Raw genomic sequence first — 17,828 nt, 5'->3', positions numbered from 1 at the left:
GTGCGTTCGATGAGGCGATGGGGCTGCTGGTGACCAGAGGAACCGAAAGAGACGGTGGGCGTACACGGCGCGGGCTCGGGTTCCGCCTGCTCGCCCTGGCTCTGACGACCGCCCTCGGGCTCGTCGTCGGCGGCGTGGAGGCGAGCAGCGCCGGCGCCGCCTCGGTGTGCGCCGGACGTCCCGCGAAGACGGTCCCGTTCTCGGGCGGGGAGCTGCGCGTCTACCGCACCCGCGCCTATGCCTGTGCCACCGTCGTCGCCGCCAAGCCCGGCAAGCGGCGCAGGATGTCCGTACAGATCCAGCCCCGCGGCGGCCGTCCCGTCGTCGACAGCGGCTCCTTCACCCGGCAGGCCGGACCGGTGACCGTCCACGCGCTCAACCGCTGCGTGCGGGCCTCGGGCACGATCGCCGGGAAGACCGCGACCACGGGCTGGATCCTGTGCTGACCGGGTGACGCGAGCGCACGCCTGGGCAACAGGGTCTGGTGGTACGGGTATCGCCCCGCTAGGTTCACGACGTCTGAAGTGAATCCAGGGGAGGGTGTGTATGCGTAAGGCGCTCAGAGGCTTCCTGTCGCTCGCCGTGCTCATCGGCACGGTGAGTGCGACGGGCGCTTCGGCCGGGGCGGCCACCGCCGCAGAACCGGCCGCGTTCCGTTCCGCCGTCAGCGACAGCGGGACGAGCACGGACATCAAGGACCGCATCCTGGCCATCCCGGGCATGAGTCTCATCCAGGAGAAGCCGTACGCGGGATACCGCTACTTCGTCCTCAACTACACCCAGCCGGTGGACCACCGGCACCCGTCCAAGGGCACCTTCCAGCAGCGCATCACCCTGCTGCACAAGGACACCTCACGCCCCACGGTCTTCTTCACCAGCGGCTACAACGTCTCCACCAACCCCAGCCGCTCGGAGCCGACCCGCATCATCGACGGCAACCAGGTCTCGCTGGAGTACCGGTTCTTCACCCCGTCCCGCCCGTCGCCCGCCGACTGGTCCAAGCTCGACATCTGGCAGGCCGCCAGTGACCAGCACCGGGTCTTCACCGCGCTGAAGCAGATCTACTCCAAGAACTGGCTGACCACCGGCGGTTCCAAGGGCGGCATGACCGCCACGTACTTCGAGCGCTTCTACCCGAACGACATGGACGGCGTCGTCGCCTACGTCGCGCCCAACGACGTGGTCAACAAGGAGGACTCGGCGTACGACCGGTTCTTCGCCGGCGTCGGCACCAAGGAGTGCCGCGACCGGCTGGAGGGCGTGCAGCGCGAGGCACTGGTCCGCCGGGAGCCCCTGGAGAAGAAGTACGAGCAGTACGCCGCCGACAACGGCTACACCTTCACCACCGTCGGCACCCTGGACAAGGCCTACGAGGCCGTGGTCATGGACTACGTCTGGGCGTTCTGGCAGTACAGCCTGCTCGCCGACTGCGACACCATCCCGGCCGACGCCGCGACCGCTCCGGACCAGGCGATCTGGGACTCGATCGACTCGATCTCGGGCTTCTCCGCCTACGCGGACCAGGGCCTGGCGAACTACACGCCGTACTACTACCAGGCCGGCACGCAGCTCGGCTCGCCCGACATCAAGCAGCCCTGGCTCGGCGCGCTCAGCCGCTACGGCTACCAGCCGCCGCGCAACTTCGTGCCCAGCTCCATCCCGATGACGTTCCAGCCCTCGGCGATGCGCGACGTCGACACCTGGGTGAAGCACCACGCCCGCCACATGCTGTACGTGTACGGGCAGAACGACCCGTGGGGCGCCGAGCGGTTCCGCCTCGGCGCGGGCGCCCGTGACAGCTACGTCTTCACGGTGCCCGGCGGCAACCACGGATCCAACGTGGCCGGTCTCGCCCCGGCGGAGAACGCCACCGCCACCGCCGCCATCCTGCGCTGGGCGGGCGTCGCCCCGGCCGCCGTCCAGGCGGACCCGGCGAAGGCGAAGCCGCTCGCGAAGTTCGACGCGCGGCTCGACAAGAAGGACCTGACGACCGAGCACCGCCTCGGCACCAGGCGCCCGTAGCGGAATCCCGCGCCGGCGGCCGCCCTCTGCCAGGGCCGCCGCCGGCGCGGGAACCGTCTAGTACGTCAGCCCGTAACCCACCGGGTACAGCACCTGCGCGGGGTCGTCCGCGCGCTGCACCGGCACCGGGAGCCTGCCCTCCGGCTCCGCCCGGCCCGCGATCACCCGGGCGGCCGCCCGCAGTTCGACGTCGGTCCACGAGTACGAGGCCAGGCTCGCCGCGTAACCGGTCCCGGCGAGCCGGGCGATGTCGTACGGGTTGCGGATCGCGATCGTGATGACCGGGACTCCGGTCGCCGCCAGTTCGCTCACCAGCGTCCGCTGCGCACTGGTCGCCGAGACGTTGTACGTCCCCACGATCACCGCGTCCTTGCCCTGTGCGGCCGCCACCGCCGCGTCGATGCCCGCCCGGGTCGGAGCCGTACCGGTGGACAGGGCCGTGGCCGAGTGGCCCAGCTCGTTGAACGCCTGGGCCAGCGTGGTCGTCGGCGGCCCCGTCGTACCGGACGGGGAGGCCGGATCGGCCCCCACCACCAGCAGGTTCCTGTGCGAGCGGCGCGACAGCGGCAGCAGCGCGCCGTCGTTGGCCAGCAGCGTGGTGGTGTGCTCGGCGATCCGGTCGGCGGCGGCGAGGTGCGCCCGCGTGCCGACGATGCGGTCCACACCCCGGTGGCTGACGAACGGGTCGTCGAACAGCCCCAGCTTCGTCTTCAGCCGCAGGATGCGCAGGATCGATTCGTCGAGGCGCGCCTCGCTGACCTCACCGCTCTTGACGGCCGCCAGCAGCGCGTTCCAGGACACCGCGAGGCTCGGCGGGTTGAGCAGCTGGTCGACGCCCGCCTGCAACGCCAGCACCGGCACCCGCTCGTCGCCGTACTTCGTCCGCACGCCCTCCATGCCGAGCGAGTCGGTGACCACGACCCCGTCGTAACCGAGCTCCTCGCGCAGGATGCCGGTGAGGATCGGCTTGGACAGCGTCGCCGGGTCCTCGGCCGGGTCGAGGGCGGGCACCACGATGTGCGCCGTCATGATCGAGTCGATGCCCGCGGCGATGGCGGCCTTGAACGGCGGCGCGTCCAGCTCCGCCCACTGCTCCCGGGTGTGGCCGATGACCGGCAGACCGGTGTGGCTGTCGGTGCTGGTGTCGCCGTGGCCGGGGAAGTGCTTGGCCGTGGAGGCGATCCCGGCGCTCTGATACCCCTTCACCTGGGCCGCGACCATCCCGGCGACGGACTGCGGGTCGGAGCCGAAGGAGCGGACGCCGATCACCGGGTTGGCCGGATTGACGTTGACGTCCGCGTCGGGTGCGTAGTTCTGCCGGATGCCGATCGCGGCCAGCTCGGCGCCGGCGATCTGCCCGGCCCGGCGCGCGTCGGCCCGCGAGCCCCCCGCGCCCAGAGCCATCGCACCCGGCATCAGCGTGGCGGGTTCGCCGACCCGGCAGACGATGCCGTGCTCCTGGTCGGTGGAGATGAGGAGCGGCACGGAGTTCGGCCCGGCGAGCCCGGCCCGCTGGATGCCGTTGGAGAGATCGGCGATCTGGTGCGGGTCCCGCGTGTTGTGCGCCCACGCGAAGTAGATGATGCCGCCCACGTGGTACTTGGCGATCATCTCCGCGGCGGTGCGCACCCCGATCTCGGCGAGGTTGGCGTCGATGTCCGCCTGGTCGGGCTCGGTCGCGGAGTGCCCGTAGACCCGCATGACGAACAGCTGGCCGACCTTCTCCTCCAGGCTCATCCGGGAGATGAGCCGCTTCAGCCGTTGGGTGGTGGCGGCGGAGGGGTGGCTGCTGCGTACGGACTTCTGGGCGGCGACGGCGCCGGGGGCGCCCGCCATGCCCGCAGCCGCCGCGACAGCGGTGGCCGCGGTGGCGGTGAGGAGGGTGCGTCTGGAGGTGCGGTCGTGCACGTGAGCTCCTTCGGCCGTACTCGGGTGACGAGGGGTGGTGAAAGAAACTTCCAAGGATCACGGATATCCAGAAAATAACTTCCGGTCAAGGGTGCGGACCGTTTTCAGCGCGTCCTGGGTCCGAAGCCGGTCCGGGCTGGAGGGGGGCGCTTGGGGCGAGCGAGACGGCAAGGGCCTTCTGTATCGAGCGGATGATTCTGTGGCGGCGTGATCTGGGTCAGACGGCCATGGAGTACCTGGGCCTGGTCCTGGTGGTCGTGGCGCTCGTCGGGGTACTGGTGGCGACGGGGATCGGCCAGGAGCTGACGGGGAAGACCGGTGCCCAGGTGTGCCGGATCGGTGGGGGCGGCGACTGCGATGGTGGTGGCGCGGATGCGGAAGCGGGGAATCATGGGTGAGCGGTCGGACCTCGAGGCCTTGAAGGCGGCGCTCGACGCGTACGAGGCGCCGTCGGCCGAATGGACGGACGAGCTGTGGGAGCTGTACGGGCGCACAGAGGCCGAAGAGCATGTGCTGCGCGTCAAACCGGACGGCTGGACGGACGAGCTGTGGGAGCAGTACCGGAGCACGGAGGTCCCAGAACCGCATCCTCCGCTCACTCCGGAGCAGAAACATCTCTTCGCGCGGGAGCGGGAGCGCGAACGCCGGATGTCCGAAGCGCAGCATCTGCTGGAAGCCCTGAACAAGCGGCGGGAGGAGGCAGGGCTGCTGGCACCCGAGGCGGCTGCCGCGCTGGCTGAGCGCTGGGTGAGGATGAACCTGTACGCGTTCGCCGGTGTGCGCCTGCTGTACGGGCTGGGCGCACCCCACGGTGAGGCGGCACTGCTGCGACTCGTGGTCGATGACACGCTGGACCGCGCCGACCGGCAGGTTGTCCGAGAGTGGCTCATCCTGCTGCGCAGGCCGCGCAATCAGGCGCTGGGCCGACAGCCCCAGGAGGGGGAGACACCCCTGCTGCCGCCGGAGGTGCGCGGTCTGGCCGATGCCTGGGGAACCGAGGGCCCAGGGGTGCGGATCGCGATGAACCGGGACAACGCCGCCGCTGTCCGCGCAGCTCTGGTAGCGCTTCTTCCGCCCCGGCGGCTGGCTGTGCCCGAGCCCCCGCCCGAGATGGTGTCCGCGGGGAGCGAGGATTCGGAGGAAAGGCCTGACTGGGTCGACGTGAGGATCCTGCTGCGGGACCTCATGCCGCATCCTCGGACCGTCACCCGGGAGCGCATGGCCGAAGTACGCCGAGAGGCCGCGCGCATGGGCATGGAGACCGACGGCGACTTCGCCGAACGGTGGACGACGCGCATCGGGGCATGGCTCGCCGGCTCCCTGTTCTCTTGGCTCTGCACAGGGAGGGTGGAGCGGGTCGGCCTCGCTCCCTGGGCCGTGGAGCTCGCGGAGCAGTGCGTGCTCCGCGGGTTCGCCGCCGAGGAAGCCGAGCGGTTCCTGGACCTTTCCGCGGACATCGACCCGCGCAGCGTGGCCGTGCTTGGCCGGCTCAAGGAGTCAGGAGCGATCTGAGCGGGCGTCACCCCAGCCCCGCCGCCGCCCCGTGCGCCTGGAGTGCCGAGACCGCCGCCGTGATCGCCGGGCGGCGCGCCGCCTCCGTGCGCCACAGTGCGTACAGCCGCCGCACCGGTACGGGATCGATCCGCACCGCCACCACCTCGTCCGGCAGCGGCCCACGCCCCAGGCGGGGGATCATCGCGACCCCGAGACCGGCGGCGAGCAGGGCGAGTTGGGTGTGGTTCTCCTCGGCCTGGTGGCGGATGTCCGGTTCGTAGCCCGCCGTGCGCAGCGTCCGTACGAGCCAGTCGTGGCAGACCGTCCCCGGCGGCTGGCAGATCCACCGCTCCCTCGCCAGCTCCTCGCGCCGCACCCCGTCCCGGCCCGCCAGCCGGTGGCCCGTCGGCACGAGCAGATCGCACCGGTCGTCGCCGATCACCGCCTGCGCCACGCCCTCCGGGGCGGGCAGCGGGGCGATGTCCCAGTCGTGCGCGACGGCCAGGTCGATCACACCCTTGGCCACCAGGTCCACCGAGAGGTGCGGGTCGACCTCGGTCAGCCGGACGTCCAGGGCCGGGTGCTCGCGGTCCAGCTCCGCCAGCACACCGGGCAGCAGCCCGCGCGCCGCCGAGGCGAACGCGCCGATCGACAGCCGCCCCGTCGGCAGCCCCCGGCGCTCCTCCAGCGAGGTCTCGGCACGCTCCACGATCGCCAGCAACTCCTGGGCGGTGGCCGCCAGATGGACGGCCTCCTCCGTCAGGGCGATACCGCGGCCGCGACGCTCAAGGAGGGTCGTCCGCGTCTCCCGTTCCAGCTTGGTGATCTGCTGCGAGACCGCCGACGGGGTGTAGCCGAGCGCGGCCGCCGCCCGCGCGACGGAACCGTGGACGGAGATGGCGTGCAGGGCGCGCAGTCGGGCGAGATCGAGCACCGGAGCCTCCATGGTCCCGTTGATTCGTTAGCAACACTGCATTCCACCATGTAGAAATCCGTGCTGGTGCTACATGGTCCGTGCGCGCGATCCTCGGTGCATGCGTCCCCTCCACATCGCCCTGGCCGTCCTCGTGGCCGCCCTCTGGGGCGTCAATTTCGTCGTCATCGAGCTCGGGCTCGACCACTTCCCGCCGCTGCTCTTCTCGGCCCTGCGCTTCCTGGTCGCGGCGCTGCCCGCGCTGTTCTTCGTCGGCCGGCCGAAGGTCGCGTGGAAGTGGATCGTGGGGGTGGGGCTGGCCCTGGGGGTGGCCAAGTTCGGTCTGCTTTTCATCGGCATGGACCGGGGGATGGGCGCCGGACTCTCCTCCCTGGTCCTCCAGGTGCAGGCGGTCTTCACCGCGATCCTCGCCGCGCTCGTGCTGGGTGAACGCCCCGGAAGGCTGAAGCTGCTGGGCATGGCCGTGGCGCTCTCCGGCATCGGGGTGGCGGCTGTCGACGAGGGCGCGAGCGGGCCGGTGCTCGCCTTCGTCCTGGTGATAGCGGCGGCGGCCTGCTGGGGCGTGTCGAACGTCCTGACCCGCAAGGCCGCCCCGTCCGACTCCCTCAACTTCATGGTGTGGGTCTCCACCGTGCCCGTCCTGCCCCTGCTCGGGCTCTCCCTGCTCTTCGAGGGCTGGGACCGCGACCGGGACGCGCTCGCCGGGCTCGACTGGAGCGGCGCCGGGATCATCGTCTACGTCGCCTGGGTCGTCACGGTCTTCGGCTTCGGGGCATGGGGCTTCCTGCTCAGCCGGTACCAGGCCTCGTCCGTGGCCCCGTTCACCCTGCTCGTACCGGTCTTCGGGATGTCGTCCGCCGCCCTGCTGCTCGACGAGTCGGTGAGCCCGCTGCGGTGGTGCGCGGCGGCGCTGCTGGTGGGCGGGGTGGCGCTGACCTCGCTCGCCGGGGCGCGGCGGACCCCGGCGGCAGCCCCGGAACTTCCGGAGGCGGCCCCCGTACCGCTCTGAGAGGGCGGTTCGCATCCCCGCCGGAACTTCCCGAGCGTCCGGACCACCCGCGCATCCTCGCCGTCTTCGACGGGGCGATCGGGCCGCTGCGGGCCCGGGAAGCCCTCGGCCACGCAGTGCTGCCTAAGCACGTCGAAGGCGCCCGCACCGAGCCGAAACGCCTGGTCGGGCTCGGCATCCTCACCGAGGGAGACACCGGCAGCTTCACCAGGAAGCGGGAGCGGCCGAGCACCGTGGCCGGCGACCCTGCTCCTCACCAGCTGGAAATGGACACCGGCGCACGCCTCCCTCTCACGTGCCACCGATAGCCTGCGTCACCATGACGCGCGCATGGATCCTGCCGATGCTGTTCCTGGTCTGCGGCTCGCTTCTCGCGACCGCGTGGGCGGTCAGGGGGTTCCCCGGCACCGCCGTTCCCCTGCTCCTGCTCACGTTCGTCCTGCTCGCGGGGCTGTACTCGCCGCTGGCGTTCCCCCGGCCGATCGGCGCGGCGGAGGCGCAGCGCCGTAGCGCGGCCGACGGCCGGCCGATCGTCTACTGGAGGTCCGGCTGCAAGTACTGCCTGCGGATGCGGCTCCGGTTGGGCCGCAGCGCCCACCAGCTGCACTGGGTCGACATCTGGCGCGACCCGGCCGGGGCAGCGGCGGTGCGGGCGGCCAACGGCGGTGACGAGACCGTGCCGACCGTCGTGGTCGCGGGCCGGCCGCACGTCAACCCCGATCCCGCGTGGGTGCGGGCGCAGCTCTCTCCCCCCACGTGAGCGGCGCTGCCCCCGCCGGCAGCGTCCGCATCAGGCGCTGACTCACTGGGTACCAGCCGGTCCGGACGCCGGCTCCGGCCGGGACAGCCCTTAGCCCTTCGGCGCGCCCAGCCGCAGCAGATGTTCGCGCCCGGCGGCGAGCATCCCCGGCAGGTCCGCGGCCTGCGGATACCACCGCTTCTCGTACTCCCAGCAGACCCAGGTCTCCGGGTCCAGCGTGTCCAGGCACGCCCGCAGCGGCAGCACCCCCGCGCCCAGCGCCACCGGAGTGGTGTCCTCGGCCGAGGCGATGTCCTTCACCTGTACGTATCCCAGGTGCGGGGCCAGCACGGCATGGCTCGCCACCGGCTCCTCACCCGCCAGCCATGTGTGCATGACGTCCCACAGCGCGCCGATGCTCCCGTGCCCCACCGTGCCGACGATCCGGGCCGCGTCGGCCCCCGCGCGGTGCGAGTCGTGGGTCTCCAGCAGGACGCGTACGCCCAGGTCGGCGGCGTACGGAGCGGCGGCTGCCAGGCGGCGCGCGGCGGTCGCGTCCGCGGTGGCGGGGTCCTGGTCGCCGCCCCCGGGGAACACCCGGACGTGGGGCGCGCCCAGGTCCCCGGCCAGTTCGATCAACCCGGCGAGCTCGTCCAGCACCGGCTGGTCGTCCCCCTCGGCGGCCGCCCGCACATAACCGGCCACGGTGAGGATCTCGACCCCGCCCCGCTTGAACTCATCGGCCACCGCACCCCGTTCGTGCTTCGACAGTCCCGGGTGCACCGGCTCCTCGGGGTGGGCGCGCAGTTCCACCCCCTGGTAGCCGTGCTCGGCGGCCAGCCGGACGACCTCGGTCATCGGCAGCCCCGGAACCCCGAGGGTGGAGAAAGCGAGCTTCACGTGCGTGTCCCTTCCGTCGGTACGTGCCCCAGCACCGTACGCACCGGGCTGTGGGTACGTCGTCGGCTCTGGGCACTCGTCCCTCGTACCCGGGCTTCCGGGAGGGAATCTCGTGACGCCGGTCCGCGCGGCCGGGCTCACTCCCGGGGCGCGGCCGTGGAGCCCCGCACCATCAGCTCCGCCGCGATCGTCGCGATGCCGCCGGGCGGCGGGGCCTCCTTGCCCGTCGCCAGCCGGCCCGCCCGGGCGCCCGCCTCGAAGAGCGGCAGCCGTACGGTCGTCAGGGCCGGGACCACGTCCACCGAGAACGGCAGGTCGTCGAAGCCCGCCACCGAGATGTCCTCGGGGATGCGCAGCCCGCGGTCGCGGATCGCCGCCGCGGCGCCCAGGGCCACCGTGTCGTTCGCCGCCACGACGGCGGTGATCTCCGGTTCGCGGCGCAGGAGTTCGACCGTGGCGTCGTAGCCGGAGCGCCGGTCGTAGGAGCCGTGCACGGTCAGCCGCTCCTCGTCGCCCACGAGCCCTCCGGCCTTCATCGCGTCGCGGTGCCCCTCCAGCCTGTGGCGGGTCGTGGTCCGCTCGACCGGGCCCGCGACATAGCCGATGGTGCGGTGGCCCAGCGAGAGCAGGTGCTCGGTGAGGCGCCGGCCGCCACCGCGGTTGTCGAAGGCCAGCGCGGCCAGCACGGAGGCGTTGTCGGGCAGCGGGGGCCGCCCGCACAGCACCACCCGGGTCCCCGCGTCCGCGAGCTTCGCCAGCTTCGCGGACATGGCGGCCTGGTGGGCCGGGTCCTCGATCGCACCGCCGGTGAGGACGACCGCGGCGGCGCGCTGGCGCTGGAGCAGGGTGAGGTAGGTGAGCTCGCGTTCCGGGGTACCGCCGGTGTTGCAGACGATCGCGAGCTTCTCGCCGCCCGCCCGGCCCGAACCGTCGCCCGGGCCGCCGATCTCCGTCTGCGCCGCGCCCGCCATGATCCCGAAGAACGGGTCGGCGATGTCGTTGACGAGGATCCCGATCAGGTCGGACGTGGCCGCCGCGAGGGAGCTCGCCGGCCCGTTGAGCACGTAGTCCAGATCGTCCACCGCCCGCAGGACCCGCTCCCGAGTGGACGCCGCCACCGGGTAGTTGCCGTTCAGCACACGGGAGACGGTGGCCGGGGACACCCGGGCGCGAGCCGCCACGTCCGCCAGGGTGACTGTCATCGCATTCCTCCGAGAGTGATGAGGGGGAGGGACCGGCACCGGACCCGGAGGGCACCGGGACCGGCTCAGACCAATCAGCGCGCCCCCTCTTGTCCAGGCCGCTGTCGGCAGGCTAGCGTCATACCGCATAGAAAGCGCTTGCTACGGCTGTATGGAGGAACTTTCGTGACACGCAGGACAGTGCGCATCGCCATGAACGGCGTCACGGGTCGCATGGGATACCGGCAGCACCTGGTGCGCTCGGTCCTCGCGATCCGGGAGCAGGGCGGCCTCGATCTCGGTAACGGCGACGTGCTCTGGCCCGAGCCGGTCCTCGTCGGCCGCCGCGCCCACGCGCTGGAGGCGCTCGCCGAGCAGCACGGCCTGACCGAGTGGTCGACCGACCTCGACGCGGTCCTCGCCGACGACACCATCGACATCTACTTCGACGCGCAGGTCACCTCGGCCCGTGTCGAGGCGATCAAGAAGGCCATCGCGGCCGGCAAGCACATCTACACCGAGAAGCCCACCGCCACCGACGTCGCGGGCGCCCTCGACCTCGCCCGCCTCGCCCGGGACGCCGGCATCAAGCACGGCGTCGTCCAGGACAAGATCTTCCTGCCGGGCCTGCTGAAGCTGAAGCGCCTCATCGACGGCGGCTTCTTCGGCGAGATCCTCTCCGTGCGCGGCGAGTTCGGCTACTGGGTCTTCGAGGGCGACTGGCAGGAGGCCCAGCGCCCCTCCTGGAACTACCGCGCCGAGGACGGCGGCGGCATCGTCGTCGACATGTTCCCGCACTGGGAGTACGTGCTGCACGAGCTGTTCGGCCGGGTCACCACCGTCCAGGCGCACGTCCAGACGCACATCCCCGAGCGCTGGGACGAACACGGCAAGCCGTACGCCGCGACCGCGGACGACGCCGCGTACGGCATCTTCCAGCTGGAGGGCGGCGCGGTCGCCCAGATCAACTCCTCCTGGACGGTGCGCGTCAACCGCGACGAACTCGTCGAGTTCCAGGTGGACGGCACGCACGGCTCCGCCGTCGCCGGCCTGCGCAACTGCCGCGTCCAGCACCGCTCCGCCACGCCCAAGCCGGTGTGGAACCCCGACCTCCCGGTCACCGAGTCCTTCCGCGACCAGTGGCAGGAAGTCCCGGACAACGCGGTCTTCGACAACGGCTTCAAGGCCCAGTGGGAGCTGTTCCTCCGCCACATCGTCCTCGACGAGCCCTACACCTGGGACCTGATGGCCGGCGCCCGCGGCGTGCAGCTCGCCGAGCTCGGCCTCAAGTCCTCCGCTGAGGGCCGCCGTTACGACGTCCCGGAGCTGACCCTGTGACCGCCCGCCTTCCGCGGGGAGAACCGGAACCCGCCCTGTGACCGCCTATCTCCCCCAGGGAGCACCGGAGCTGACCCCATGACGATCCACCTCCCGCACGGCCCGTACGAGCCCCGCGCCACCCCGCTCGGCCTCGCCCCCGGCGGCGCACCCCTGACCTCACGTACGGTCTTCTCCGCCGCCCATGTCGTCGCCGACCCGTACGCCGACGTCAGCCCCGACTCGCCGGCCGTCGTCGACTGGGACGCCACCCTCGCCTTCCGCCGCCACCTCTGGTCGCACGGCCTGGGCGTCGCCGAGGCGATGGACACCGCCCAGCGCGGCATGGGCCTGGACTGGGCCGGCGCCGCGGAGCTGATCCGCCGCTCGGCTGCCGAGGCCAAGTCGGCCGGCGGCCGCATCGCCTGCGGCGTCGGCACGGACCAGCTCCCCGCCGGCCCGGCCACGCTCGCCGAGGTGCGTTCCGCGTACGAGGAGCAGCTGGCCCTCGTCGAGGAGAGCGGGGCCCAGGCCATCCTGATGGCCTCCCGCGCGCTCGCCGCGGCGGCGAAGAGCCCGCAGGACTACCTGGAGACGTACGCCCATCTCCTGCGCCAGGCCACCGAACCGGTCGTGCTGCACTGGCTCGGCCCGATGTTCGACCCGGCTCTGGACGGCTACTGGGGCTCCGCCGACCTCGACCAGGCCACCGAGACCTTCCTCCAGGTCATCGCGGAGCACCCCGACAAGGTCGACGGCATCAAGATCTCCCTCCTGGACGCGGAGCGCGAGATCGATGTCCGCCGCCGTCTCCCGAGCGGGGTGCGCTGCTACACCGGGGACGACTTCAACTACCCCGAGCTGATCGCCGGCGACGACCGCGGCTTCAGTCACGCCCTGCTCGGCATCTTCGACCCACTGGGCCCGCTGGCCGCGCACGCCGTACGGGTCCTGGACACGGGCGACACGAAGGGCTTCCGCGAACTCCTCGACCCCACGGTCGAGTTGTCCCGCCACCTCTTCCGGGCGCCGACCCGCTACTACAAGACGGGCGTGGTCTTCCTCGCCTGGCTGGCCGGCCACCAGGAGCACTTCACGATGGTGGGCGGGCTCCAGTCGGCCCGCTCCCTGCCGCACCTGGCGAAGGCGTACGAACTGGCCGACCGCCTCGGCCTGTTCCCCGACCCGGAGCTCGCCGAGTCCCGGATGCGCGCCCTGCTCACGGTGCACGGAGGCTCCCGGTGACCGGTACCCGTAACGATCTCTCCCGGCTCTCCCTCAACCAGGAGACCATCAAGCAGTGGTCGCTGCCCGAGCTGGCCGAGGGCTGCGGGAAGGCGGGCATCGACAAGGTCGGCCTGTGGCGCGCCCCGGTCCAGGAGTACGGCGTCGAGGCCACGGCCCGGCTCCTGTCCGACTCCGGCCTGTCCGTCACCAGCCTCTGCCGGGGCGGCTTCTTCACCGCCCTCGACCCGGCCGAGCGGGCCCGCGCCCTGGACGACAACCGCGCGGCGCTCGACGAGGCGGCCGGGCTGTCCACCGACACCCTGGTCCTGGTCTCGGGCGGTCTCCCGGAAGGCGACAAGGACCTCCACGGCGCGCGCGAACGCGTCGCGGACGCCCTGGCCGAACTCCTCCCGTACGCGGCCGAACGAGGGGTGCGCCTGGCCATCGAGCCGCTGCACCCGATGTTCGCCTCGGACCGCTGCGTGGTCTCCACCCTCTCGCAGGCCCTGGACATCGCGGAACGCTTCCCGGCCGACCGGGTGGGCGTGGTCGTCGACACGTACCACCTGTGGTGGGACGACCAGGCGCCCGCCCAGATCGCGAGGGCGGGCGCGGCAGGCCGCATCCACTCGTTCCAGCTGGCCGACTGGATCACCCCGCTCCCGGCGGGCGTGCTCCTGGGCCGAGGCCAGCTCGGCGACGGAAGCGTGGACTTCCGCGCCTTCCGTACGGCGGTCGAGGCCACCGGTTTCGACGGTCCGATCGAGGTCGAGATCTTCAACGAGGCCCTCTGGGCACGCGACGGCGCCGAGGTGCTGGCGGAGGTCGCGGCCCGGTACGTGGAGCACGCCTGCTGAGCCGGTGAGCGGCGGCCCACGGCCTCCGGGTAAAGAGATGGCCAAGGGGTACAACCTTTGACCACCCTGCCGGGTCATCTTTTCCGTCGGACGCTTCCGGGGGGATGGGAAGCCCGGCGAGGGGGGAAAGCGAGTGGGGCCCGGTCGAGAGACCGGGCCCTGTTTCGTCGTGGCACCGGCCCCGCCCGCGTCAAGGGCCGCCTGAAGACGCGGACGAAGCGCGGCGACGACGTCTACGAGGCGGGGCAGACGTTCTCCTGGGCGCCCGGTCATGCCCCGGAAGCGCTCGAGAACTGCGAGTACCTCGACTTCTCGCCGACGAAGGAGTTCAACGAGGTCGTCCACCACATCAAGGCGCAGACGGGATGACCCGTCGCCGCGCCCACGGTGCATTCGCCCCCATGTGTCCGATGCCTGGGTCTGACGGGATCCATCGACAGAGGTACGCCCAACTGGTACTGGGGGAGCATGTGTTGCGGGGAGCCGGATTCTAGATTCGACTGCATGACCCCAAGGCGCCCCGGACACCCCGATCCCCGCAGGGCGGCTGCCGCCGTTCTGCTCACCCTGGCCCTGTCCGTGCCCCTTTCGGGCACCGCCTCGGCCGCCCCCGCCGGCCCCGCGCGGATCGCACCCCGAGCCGCCTACAGCAGCGGGCTGGAACTGCCGCCCCTCACCGGCCCGTACTCCGTCGGCCGCCGCACCCTGCACCTGGTCGACCGCAGCCGCACCGATCCGTGGGTGCCGGCATCCGGCCACCGGGAGCTGATGGTGACCGTCTCCTATCCGGCCCGTACCACGAGCGGGCCACCGGCGGCTTACATGACGGACGAGGAGGCTCAACTCCTCCTGGAGGCGAGGGGACTCGGCGGCGTCGTGCCCCGCGCGGTGGTTGCCGGGGCGCGTACCCACGCGCGGACGGACGCCCGCCCTGCGGCAGGGCGCTTCCCCCTGGTGCTGCTCTCCCCGGGCTTCTCGATGCCGCGCGCGACACTCACCTCGATCGCGGAGGACCTCGCGAGTCGCGGCTACGTCGTCGCCTTGGTGGACCACGCGTACGAATCCGTCGGGACTGCCTTTCCGGGTGGCCGGATCCTGACCTGTGCGGCCTGTGAACAGGTCGGCACGCGGGAGGAACAGGCCGCCGTCGTGCGCGTACGGGCCAAGGACATGTCCTTCGTCATCGATGAGTTGACCCACGGCCGAGGGGCCGGAGGGCTGTCCCGGGTGATCGATCCGAGTCGCATCGGAATCGGCGGGCATTCCATCGGCGGTGCGGCCGCGGCGGCGACCATGGCCGCCGACCGTCGCGTGCGGGCGGGGGCCGACCTGGACGGCGACTTCTTCGTGCACCCCGCCGGGACAGGTCTGGGCGGGCGCCCCTTCCTGATGATCGGCGCCGCATCCACACACAGCCCCGGGGCCCCCACGACCGACTGGTCCGAGGCGTGGAGACACCTCCACGGCTGGAAGCGCTGGCTGACCGTGGACGGGGCAGAACACTTCTCCTTCACGGACCTGCCGTATCTGGCCGGGCAGTTGGGCCTGTCGGACCCCGCCGTGCCGCTCTCCGGCGCACGCGGCTGGCGCATCACCCGCGACTACGTGTCGGCCTTCTTCGGCCTTCACCTGCGAGGCATGCGCCAGCCACTCCTCGACGGCCCAGGGGCCATCCATCCAGAGGTCGCGTTTCAGTAGCCGGGCCGGGGCCCGGGCATGAGCACGGCCGCCCGCGCAGCGCGTGGCGGCTCCCTCCCGCGGCCACGGGGACGAGGACCGGCCCCCCGATGTCAGCTCCGCCCGGTACCGTCGCAGGCATGTCCACCAGGTCCTCGACGACGTCGTCCGCGACATCACCCACCCCGCACATGGCCGTCCTGGAAGGCGTACTCGAGAGGATCACGTACGCCAACGAGGAGAACGGGTACACCGTCGCGCGCGTCGACACCGGGCGGGGGAGCAACGATCTGCTCACCGTCGTCGGCTCGCTGCTCGGCGCGCAGCCGGGCGAGTCGCTGCGGATGGAGGGGCGCTGGAGCTCCCACTCCCAGTACGGCAAGCAGTTCACCGTGGAGAACTACACGACCGTCCTCCCCGCCACCATCCAGGGCATCCGCCGCTACCTCGGCTCCGGGCTGATCAAGGGCATCGGACCCGTCATGGCCGACCGGATCACCACCCACTTCGGCGTGGACACCCTCGACATCATCGAGCAGCAGCCGAAGCGCCTGGTGGAGGTCCCCGGGCTCGGGCCGAAGCGGACGAAGATGATCGCCGCCGCGTGGGAGGAGCAGAAGGCGATCAAGGAGGTCATGATCTTCCTCCAGAGCGTCGGCGTCTCGACCTCCATCGCCGTCCGCATCTACAAGAAGTACGAGGACGCCTCGATCTCCGTCGTCAAGAACCAGCCCTACCGGCTGGCCGCCGACGTCTGGGGCATCGGCTTCCTGACCGCGGACCGGATCGCCCAGGCCGTCGGCATTCCGCACGACAGCCCGGAACGGGTCAAGGCCGGGCTGCAGTACGCGCTGTCGCAGTCCAGCGATCAGGGGCACTGCTTCCTGCCTGAGGAACGGCTCATCGCGGACGCGGTCAAGCTCCTCCAGGTCGACACCGGGCTCGTCATCGAGTGCCTGGCCGAACTCGCCGCGGAGCCCGAAGGCGTCGTACGGGAGAAGGTGCCGTCGCCCGAGGGCGGGGAGCCGGTCACGGCCGTGTATCTGGTGCCCTTCCACCGGGCCGAGATCTCCCTCGCCGCGCAGGTCCGGCGGCTGCTGCGGACCCCGGAGGAGCGGATGCCGGCCTTCGGGGACGTGGACTGGGACGCGGCGTTGAAGTGGCTCGCGGGCCGCACCGGCGCGACGCTGGCGCCCGAGCAGGAGGCCGCCGTGCGGCTCGCGCTCAGCCGGAAGGTGGCCGTGCTGACCGGAGGGCCCGGCTGCGGCAAGTCGTTCACCGTCCGGTCGATCGTGGAACTGGCCCGCGCGAAGAAGGCGAAAGTGGTGCTGGCGGCGCCCACCGGGCGGGCGGCCAAACGGCTCTCCGAGCTGACCGGTGCGGATGCCTCCACCGTGCACCGGCTCCTGGAGCTCAAGCCGGGCGGCGACGCGGCGTACGACCGGGACCGCCCGCTGGACGCCGACCTCGTCGTCGTCGACGAGGCGTCCATGCTCGACCTGCTGCTCGCCAACAAGCTCGTCAAGGCCGTGGCGCCCGGCGCCCATCTGCTGCTCGTCGGCGATGTGGACCAGCTGCCCTCGGTCGGCGCGGGGGAGGTGCTGCGCGATCTGCTCGCCGACGGCGGCCCTGTCCCGGCGGTCCGGCTGACCACCATCTTCCGTCAGGCCCAGCAGTCCGGCGTCGTCACCAACGCCCACCGGATCAACTCCGGCGTACCGCCCCTCACCCAGGGGCTCAGCGACTTCTTCCTCTTCGTGGAGGACGAGACGGAGGACGCCGGTGTCCTCGCCGTGGACGTCGCCGCCCGTCGCATCCCGGCCAAGTTCGGGCTGAACCCGCGCCGGGACGTCCAGGTGCTCGCTCCCATGCACCGGGGCCCGGCCGGAGCCGGCCATCTCAACGGGCTCCTCCAGCAGGCCATCACCCCCGCCCGCCCCGGCCTGCCGGAGAAGCGGTTCGGCGGCCGGGTGTTCCGCGTCGGCGACAAGGTCACCCAGATCCGCAACAACTACGACAAGGGGGAGAACGGCGTCTTCAACGGGACCGTCGGCGTCGTCACCGCCCTTGACCTGGACGAACAGAAGCTGAGCGTGCTGACGGACGAGGACGAGGAGATCTCCTACGACTTCGACGAGCTCGACGAGCTGTCCCACGCGTACGCCATGACGATCCACCGCTCCCAGGGCAGCGAGTACCCGGCCGTCGTCATCCCCGTGACGAAGAGCGCCTGGATGATGCTCCAGCGGAACCTGCTGTACACGGCCGTGACGCGGGCCAAGAAGCTCGTCGTGCTGGTCGGATCGCGGCAGGCGATCGGCCAGGCGGTCCGCACGGTTTCCGCAGGCAGACGCTGTACGGCGCTGGATTACCGGCTCCGCGGCGGGGCGGAAGGAGGATCCCCGAAAAAATGATCGATCAAATCGGTGGGAAACATCACGGAGGTCTTCCGCAACCGCAGTCAAGGGGGCAGGATGAATAAGTTCGCGGCACTCAGTGCCGCGAGTAGGTCCAATGGACGACCCCGAGTGCACTCTCCTGAGCCAAATGGGGGAGGGTGGAG

General features: G+C 71.6%; 16 protein-coding genes. 12 read left to right on the top strand and 4 right to left on the bottom strand.

Going from position 1 to position 17,828, the window contains the following annotated elements:
- Nucleotides 1-29: 29 nt before the first annotated feature.
- Together E6R60_RS06185 and E6R60_RS06180 are read left to right on the top strand one after the other, a co-directional pair.
- Nucleotides 30-446 (top strand): hypothetical protein, encoded by a 417-nt coding sequence (locus E6R60_RS06185; protein WP_136325375.1) that lies wholly within the window; start codon nucleotides 30-32, stop codon nucleotides 444-446.
- A 100-nt stretch (nucleotides 447-546) separates the two neighbouring features.
- On the top strand, nucleotides 547-2,022 hold the full coding sequence (locus E6R60_RS06180) for a S28 family serine protease (RefSeq protein WP_136325374.1): 1,476 nt from the start codon (nucleotides 547-549) through the stop codon (nucleotides 2,020-2,022).
- 57 nt (nucleotides 2,023-2,079) lie between these two features.
- On the opposite strand, the gene E6R60_RS06175 is transcribed toward E6R60_RS06180, so the two are convergent.
- Nucleotides 2,080-3,930, bottom strand: coding sequence for a glycoside hydrolase family 3 protein (locus E6R60_RS06175; RefSeq protein WP_136325373.1), 1,851 nt, complete (start codon nucleotides 3,928-3,930; stop codon nucleotides 2,080-2,082).
- 191 nt (nucleotides 3,931-4,121) lie between these two features.
- On the opposite strand from E6R60_RS06175, the gene E6R60_RS06170 reads away from it, so the two are divergent.
- Nucleotides 4,122-4,328, top strand: a complete 207-nt coding sequence (locus E6R60_RS06170) for a hypothetical protein (RefSeq protein ID WP_136325372.1) — start codon at nucleotides 4,122-4,124, stop codon at nucleotides 4,326-4,328.
- Nucleotides 4,321-5,442, top strand: a complete 1,122-nt coding sequence (locus E6R60_RS06165; RefSeq protein WP_136325371.1) for a hypothetical protein — start codon at nucleotides 4,321-4,323, stop codon at nucleotides 5,440-5,442. Before E6R60_RS06170 ends, E6R60_RS06165 begins: the two co-directional genes overlap by 8 nt.
- Before the next feature lie 7 nt (nucleotides 5,443-5,449).
- Here the strand turns inward: E6R60_RS06165 and E6R60_RS06160 are convergent, their stop codons facing one another.
- On the bottom strand, nucleotides 5,450-6,358 hold the full coding sequence (locus tag E6R60_RS06160) for a LysR family transcriptional regulator (RefSeq protein WP_136325571.1): 909 nt from the start codon (nucleotides 6,356-6,358) through the stop codon (nucleotides 5,450-5,452).
- 100 nt (nucleotides 6,359-6,458) lie between these two features.
- Between E6R60_RS06160 and E6R60_RS06155 the strand changes: the two genes are divergently transcribed.
- Both E6R60_RS06155 and E6R60_RS06145 read left to right on the top strand, forming a co-directional pair.
- On the top strand, nucleotides 6,459-7,367 hold the full coding sequence (locus E6R60_RS06155; protein WP_136325370.1) for an EamA family transporter: 909 nt from the start codon (nucleotides 6,459-6,461) through the stop codon (nucleotides 7,365-7,367).
- A 319-nt stretch (nucleotides 7,368-7,686) separates the two neighbouring features.
- A complete protein-coding gene (locus E6R60_RS06145; protein ID WP_136325369.1) occupies nucleotides 7,687-8,127 on the top strand; it encodes a glutaredoxin domain-containing protein in 441 nt (146 codons plus the stop codon).
- A 90-nt stretch (nucleotides 8,128-8,217) separates the two neighbouring features.
- On the opposite strand, the gene E6R60_RS06140 is transcribed toward E6R60_RS06145, so the two are convergent.
- Nucleotides 8,218-9,006, bottom strand: coding sequence for a sugar phosphate isomerase/epimerase family protein (locus E6R60_RS06140; RefSeq protein WP_136325368.1), 789 nt, complete (start codon nucleotides 9,004-9,006; stop codon nucleotides 8,218-8,220).
- A gap of 137 nt (nucleotides 9,007-9,143) precedes the next feature.
- Nucleotides 9,144-10,208, bottom strand: coding sequence for a LacI family DNA-binding transcriptional regulator (locus E6R60_RS06135; RefSeq protein ID WP_136325367.1), 1,065 nt, complete (start codon nucleotides 10,206-10,208; stop codon nucleotides 9,144-9,146).
- Nucleotides 10,209-10,373: 165 nt separating this feature from the next.
- On the opposite strand from E6R60_RS06135, the gene E6R60_RS06130 reads away from it, so the two are divergent.
- The 6 genes from E6R60_RS06130 to E6R60_RS06105 all read left to right on the top strand — a co-directional run bounded on the left by E6R60_RS06130 (nucleotide 10,374) and on the right by E6R60_RS06105 (nucleotide 17,679).
- Nucleotides 10,374-11,525 (top strand): Gfo/Idh/MocA family oxidoreductase, encoded by a 1,152-nt coding sequence (locus E6R60_RS06130; RefSeq protein WP_136325366.1) that lies wholly within the window; start codon nucleotides 10,374-10,376, stop codon nucleotides 11,523-11,525.
- 78 nt (nucleotides 11,526-11,603) lie between these two features.
- Nucleotides 11,604-12,749 (top strand): dihydrodipicolinate synthase family protein, encoded by a 1,146-nt coding sequence (locus E6R60_RS06125; RefSeq protein ID WP_136325365.1) that lies wholly within the window; start codon nucleotides 11,604-11,606, stop codon nucleotides 12,747-12,749.
- Nucleotides 12,746-13,588, top strand: coding sequence for a sugar phosphate isomerase/epimerase family protein (locus E6R60_RS06120; RefSeq protein ID WP_136325364.1), 843 nt, complete (start codon nucleotides 12,746-12,748; stop codon nucleotides 13,586-13,588). The genes E6R60_RS06125 and E6R60_RS06120 overlap by 4 nt, the downstream gene beginning before the upstream one ends.
- 57 nt (nucleotides 13,589-13,645) lie before the next feature.
- Nucleotides 13,646-13,957: a hypothetical protein gene (locus E6R60_RS06115; protein ID WP_136325363.1), complete on the top strand. Its 312-nt coding sequence runs from the start codon at nucleotides 13,646-13,648 to the stop codon at nucleotides 13,955-13,957.
- Between the two features lie 135 nt (nucleotides 13,958-14,092).
- Nucleotides 14,093-15,286: an alpha/beta hydrolase gene (locus E6R60_RS06110; protein ID WP_136325362.1), complete on the top strand. Its 1,194-nt coding sequence runs from the start codon at nucleotides 14,093-14,095 to the stop codon at nucleotides 15,284-15,286.
- A gap of 119 nt (nucleotides 15,287-15,405) precedes the next feature.
- Nucleotides 15,406-17,679, top strand: coding sequence for an ATP-dependent RecD-like DNA helicase (locus E6R60_RS06105; RefSeq protein ID WP_136325361.1), 2,274 nt, complete (start codon nucleotides 15,406-15,408; stop codon nucleotides 17,677-17,679).
- Nucleotides 17,680-17,828: the final 149 nt, after the last annotated feature.

The sequence above is a fragment of the Streptomyces sp. A0642 genome, from assembly GCF_004795105.1.
In the GTDB taxonomy this organism is placed as follows: domain Bacteria; phylum Actinomycetota; class Actinomycetes; order Streptomycetales; family Streptomycetaceae; genus Streptomyces.
Note: the sequence above shows the minus strand (reverse complement) of the source record. Positions and strands in the feature narration are given on the sequence as shown.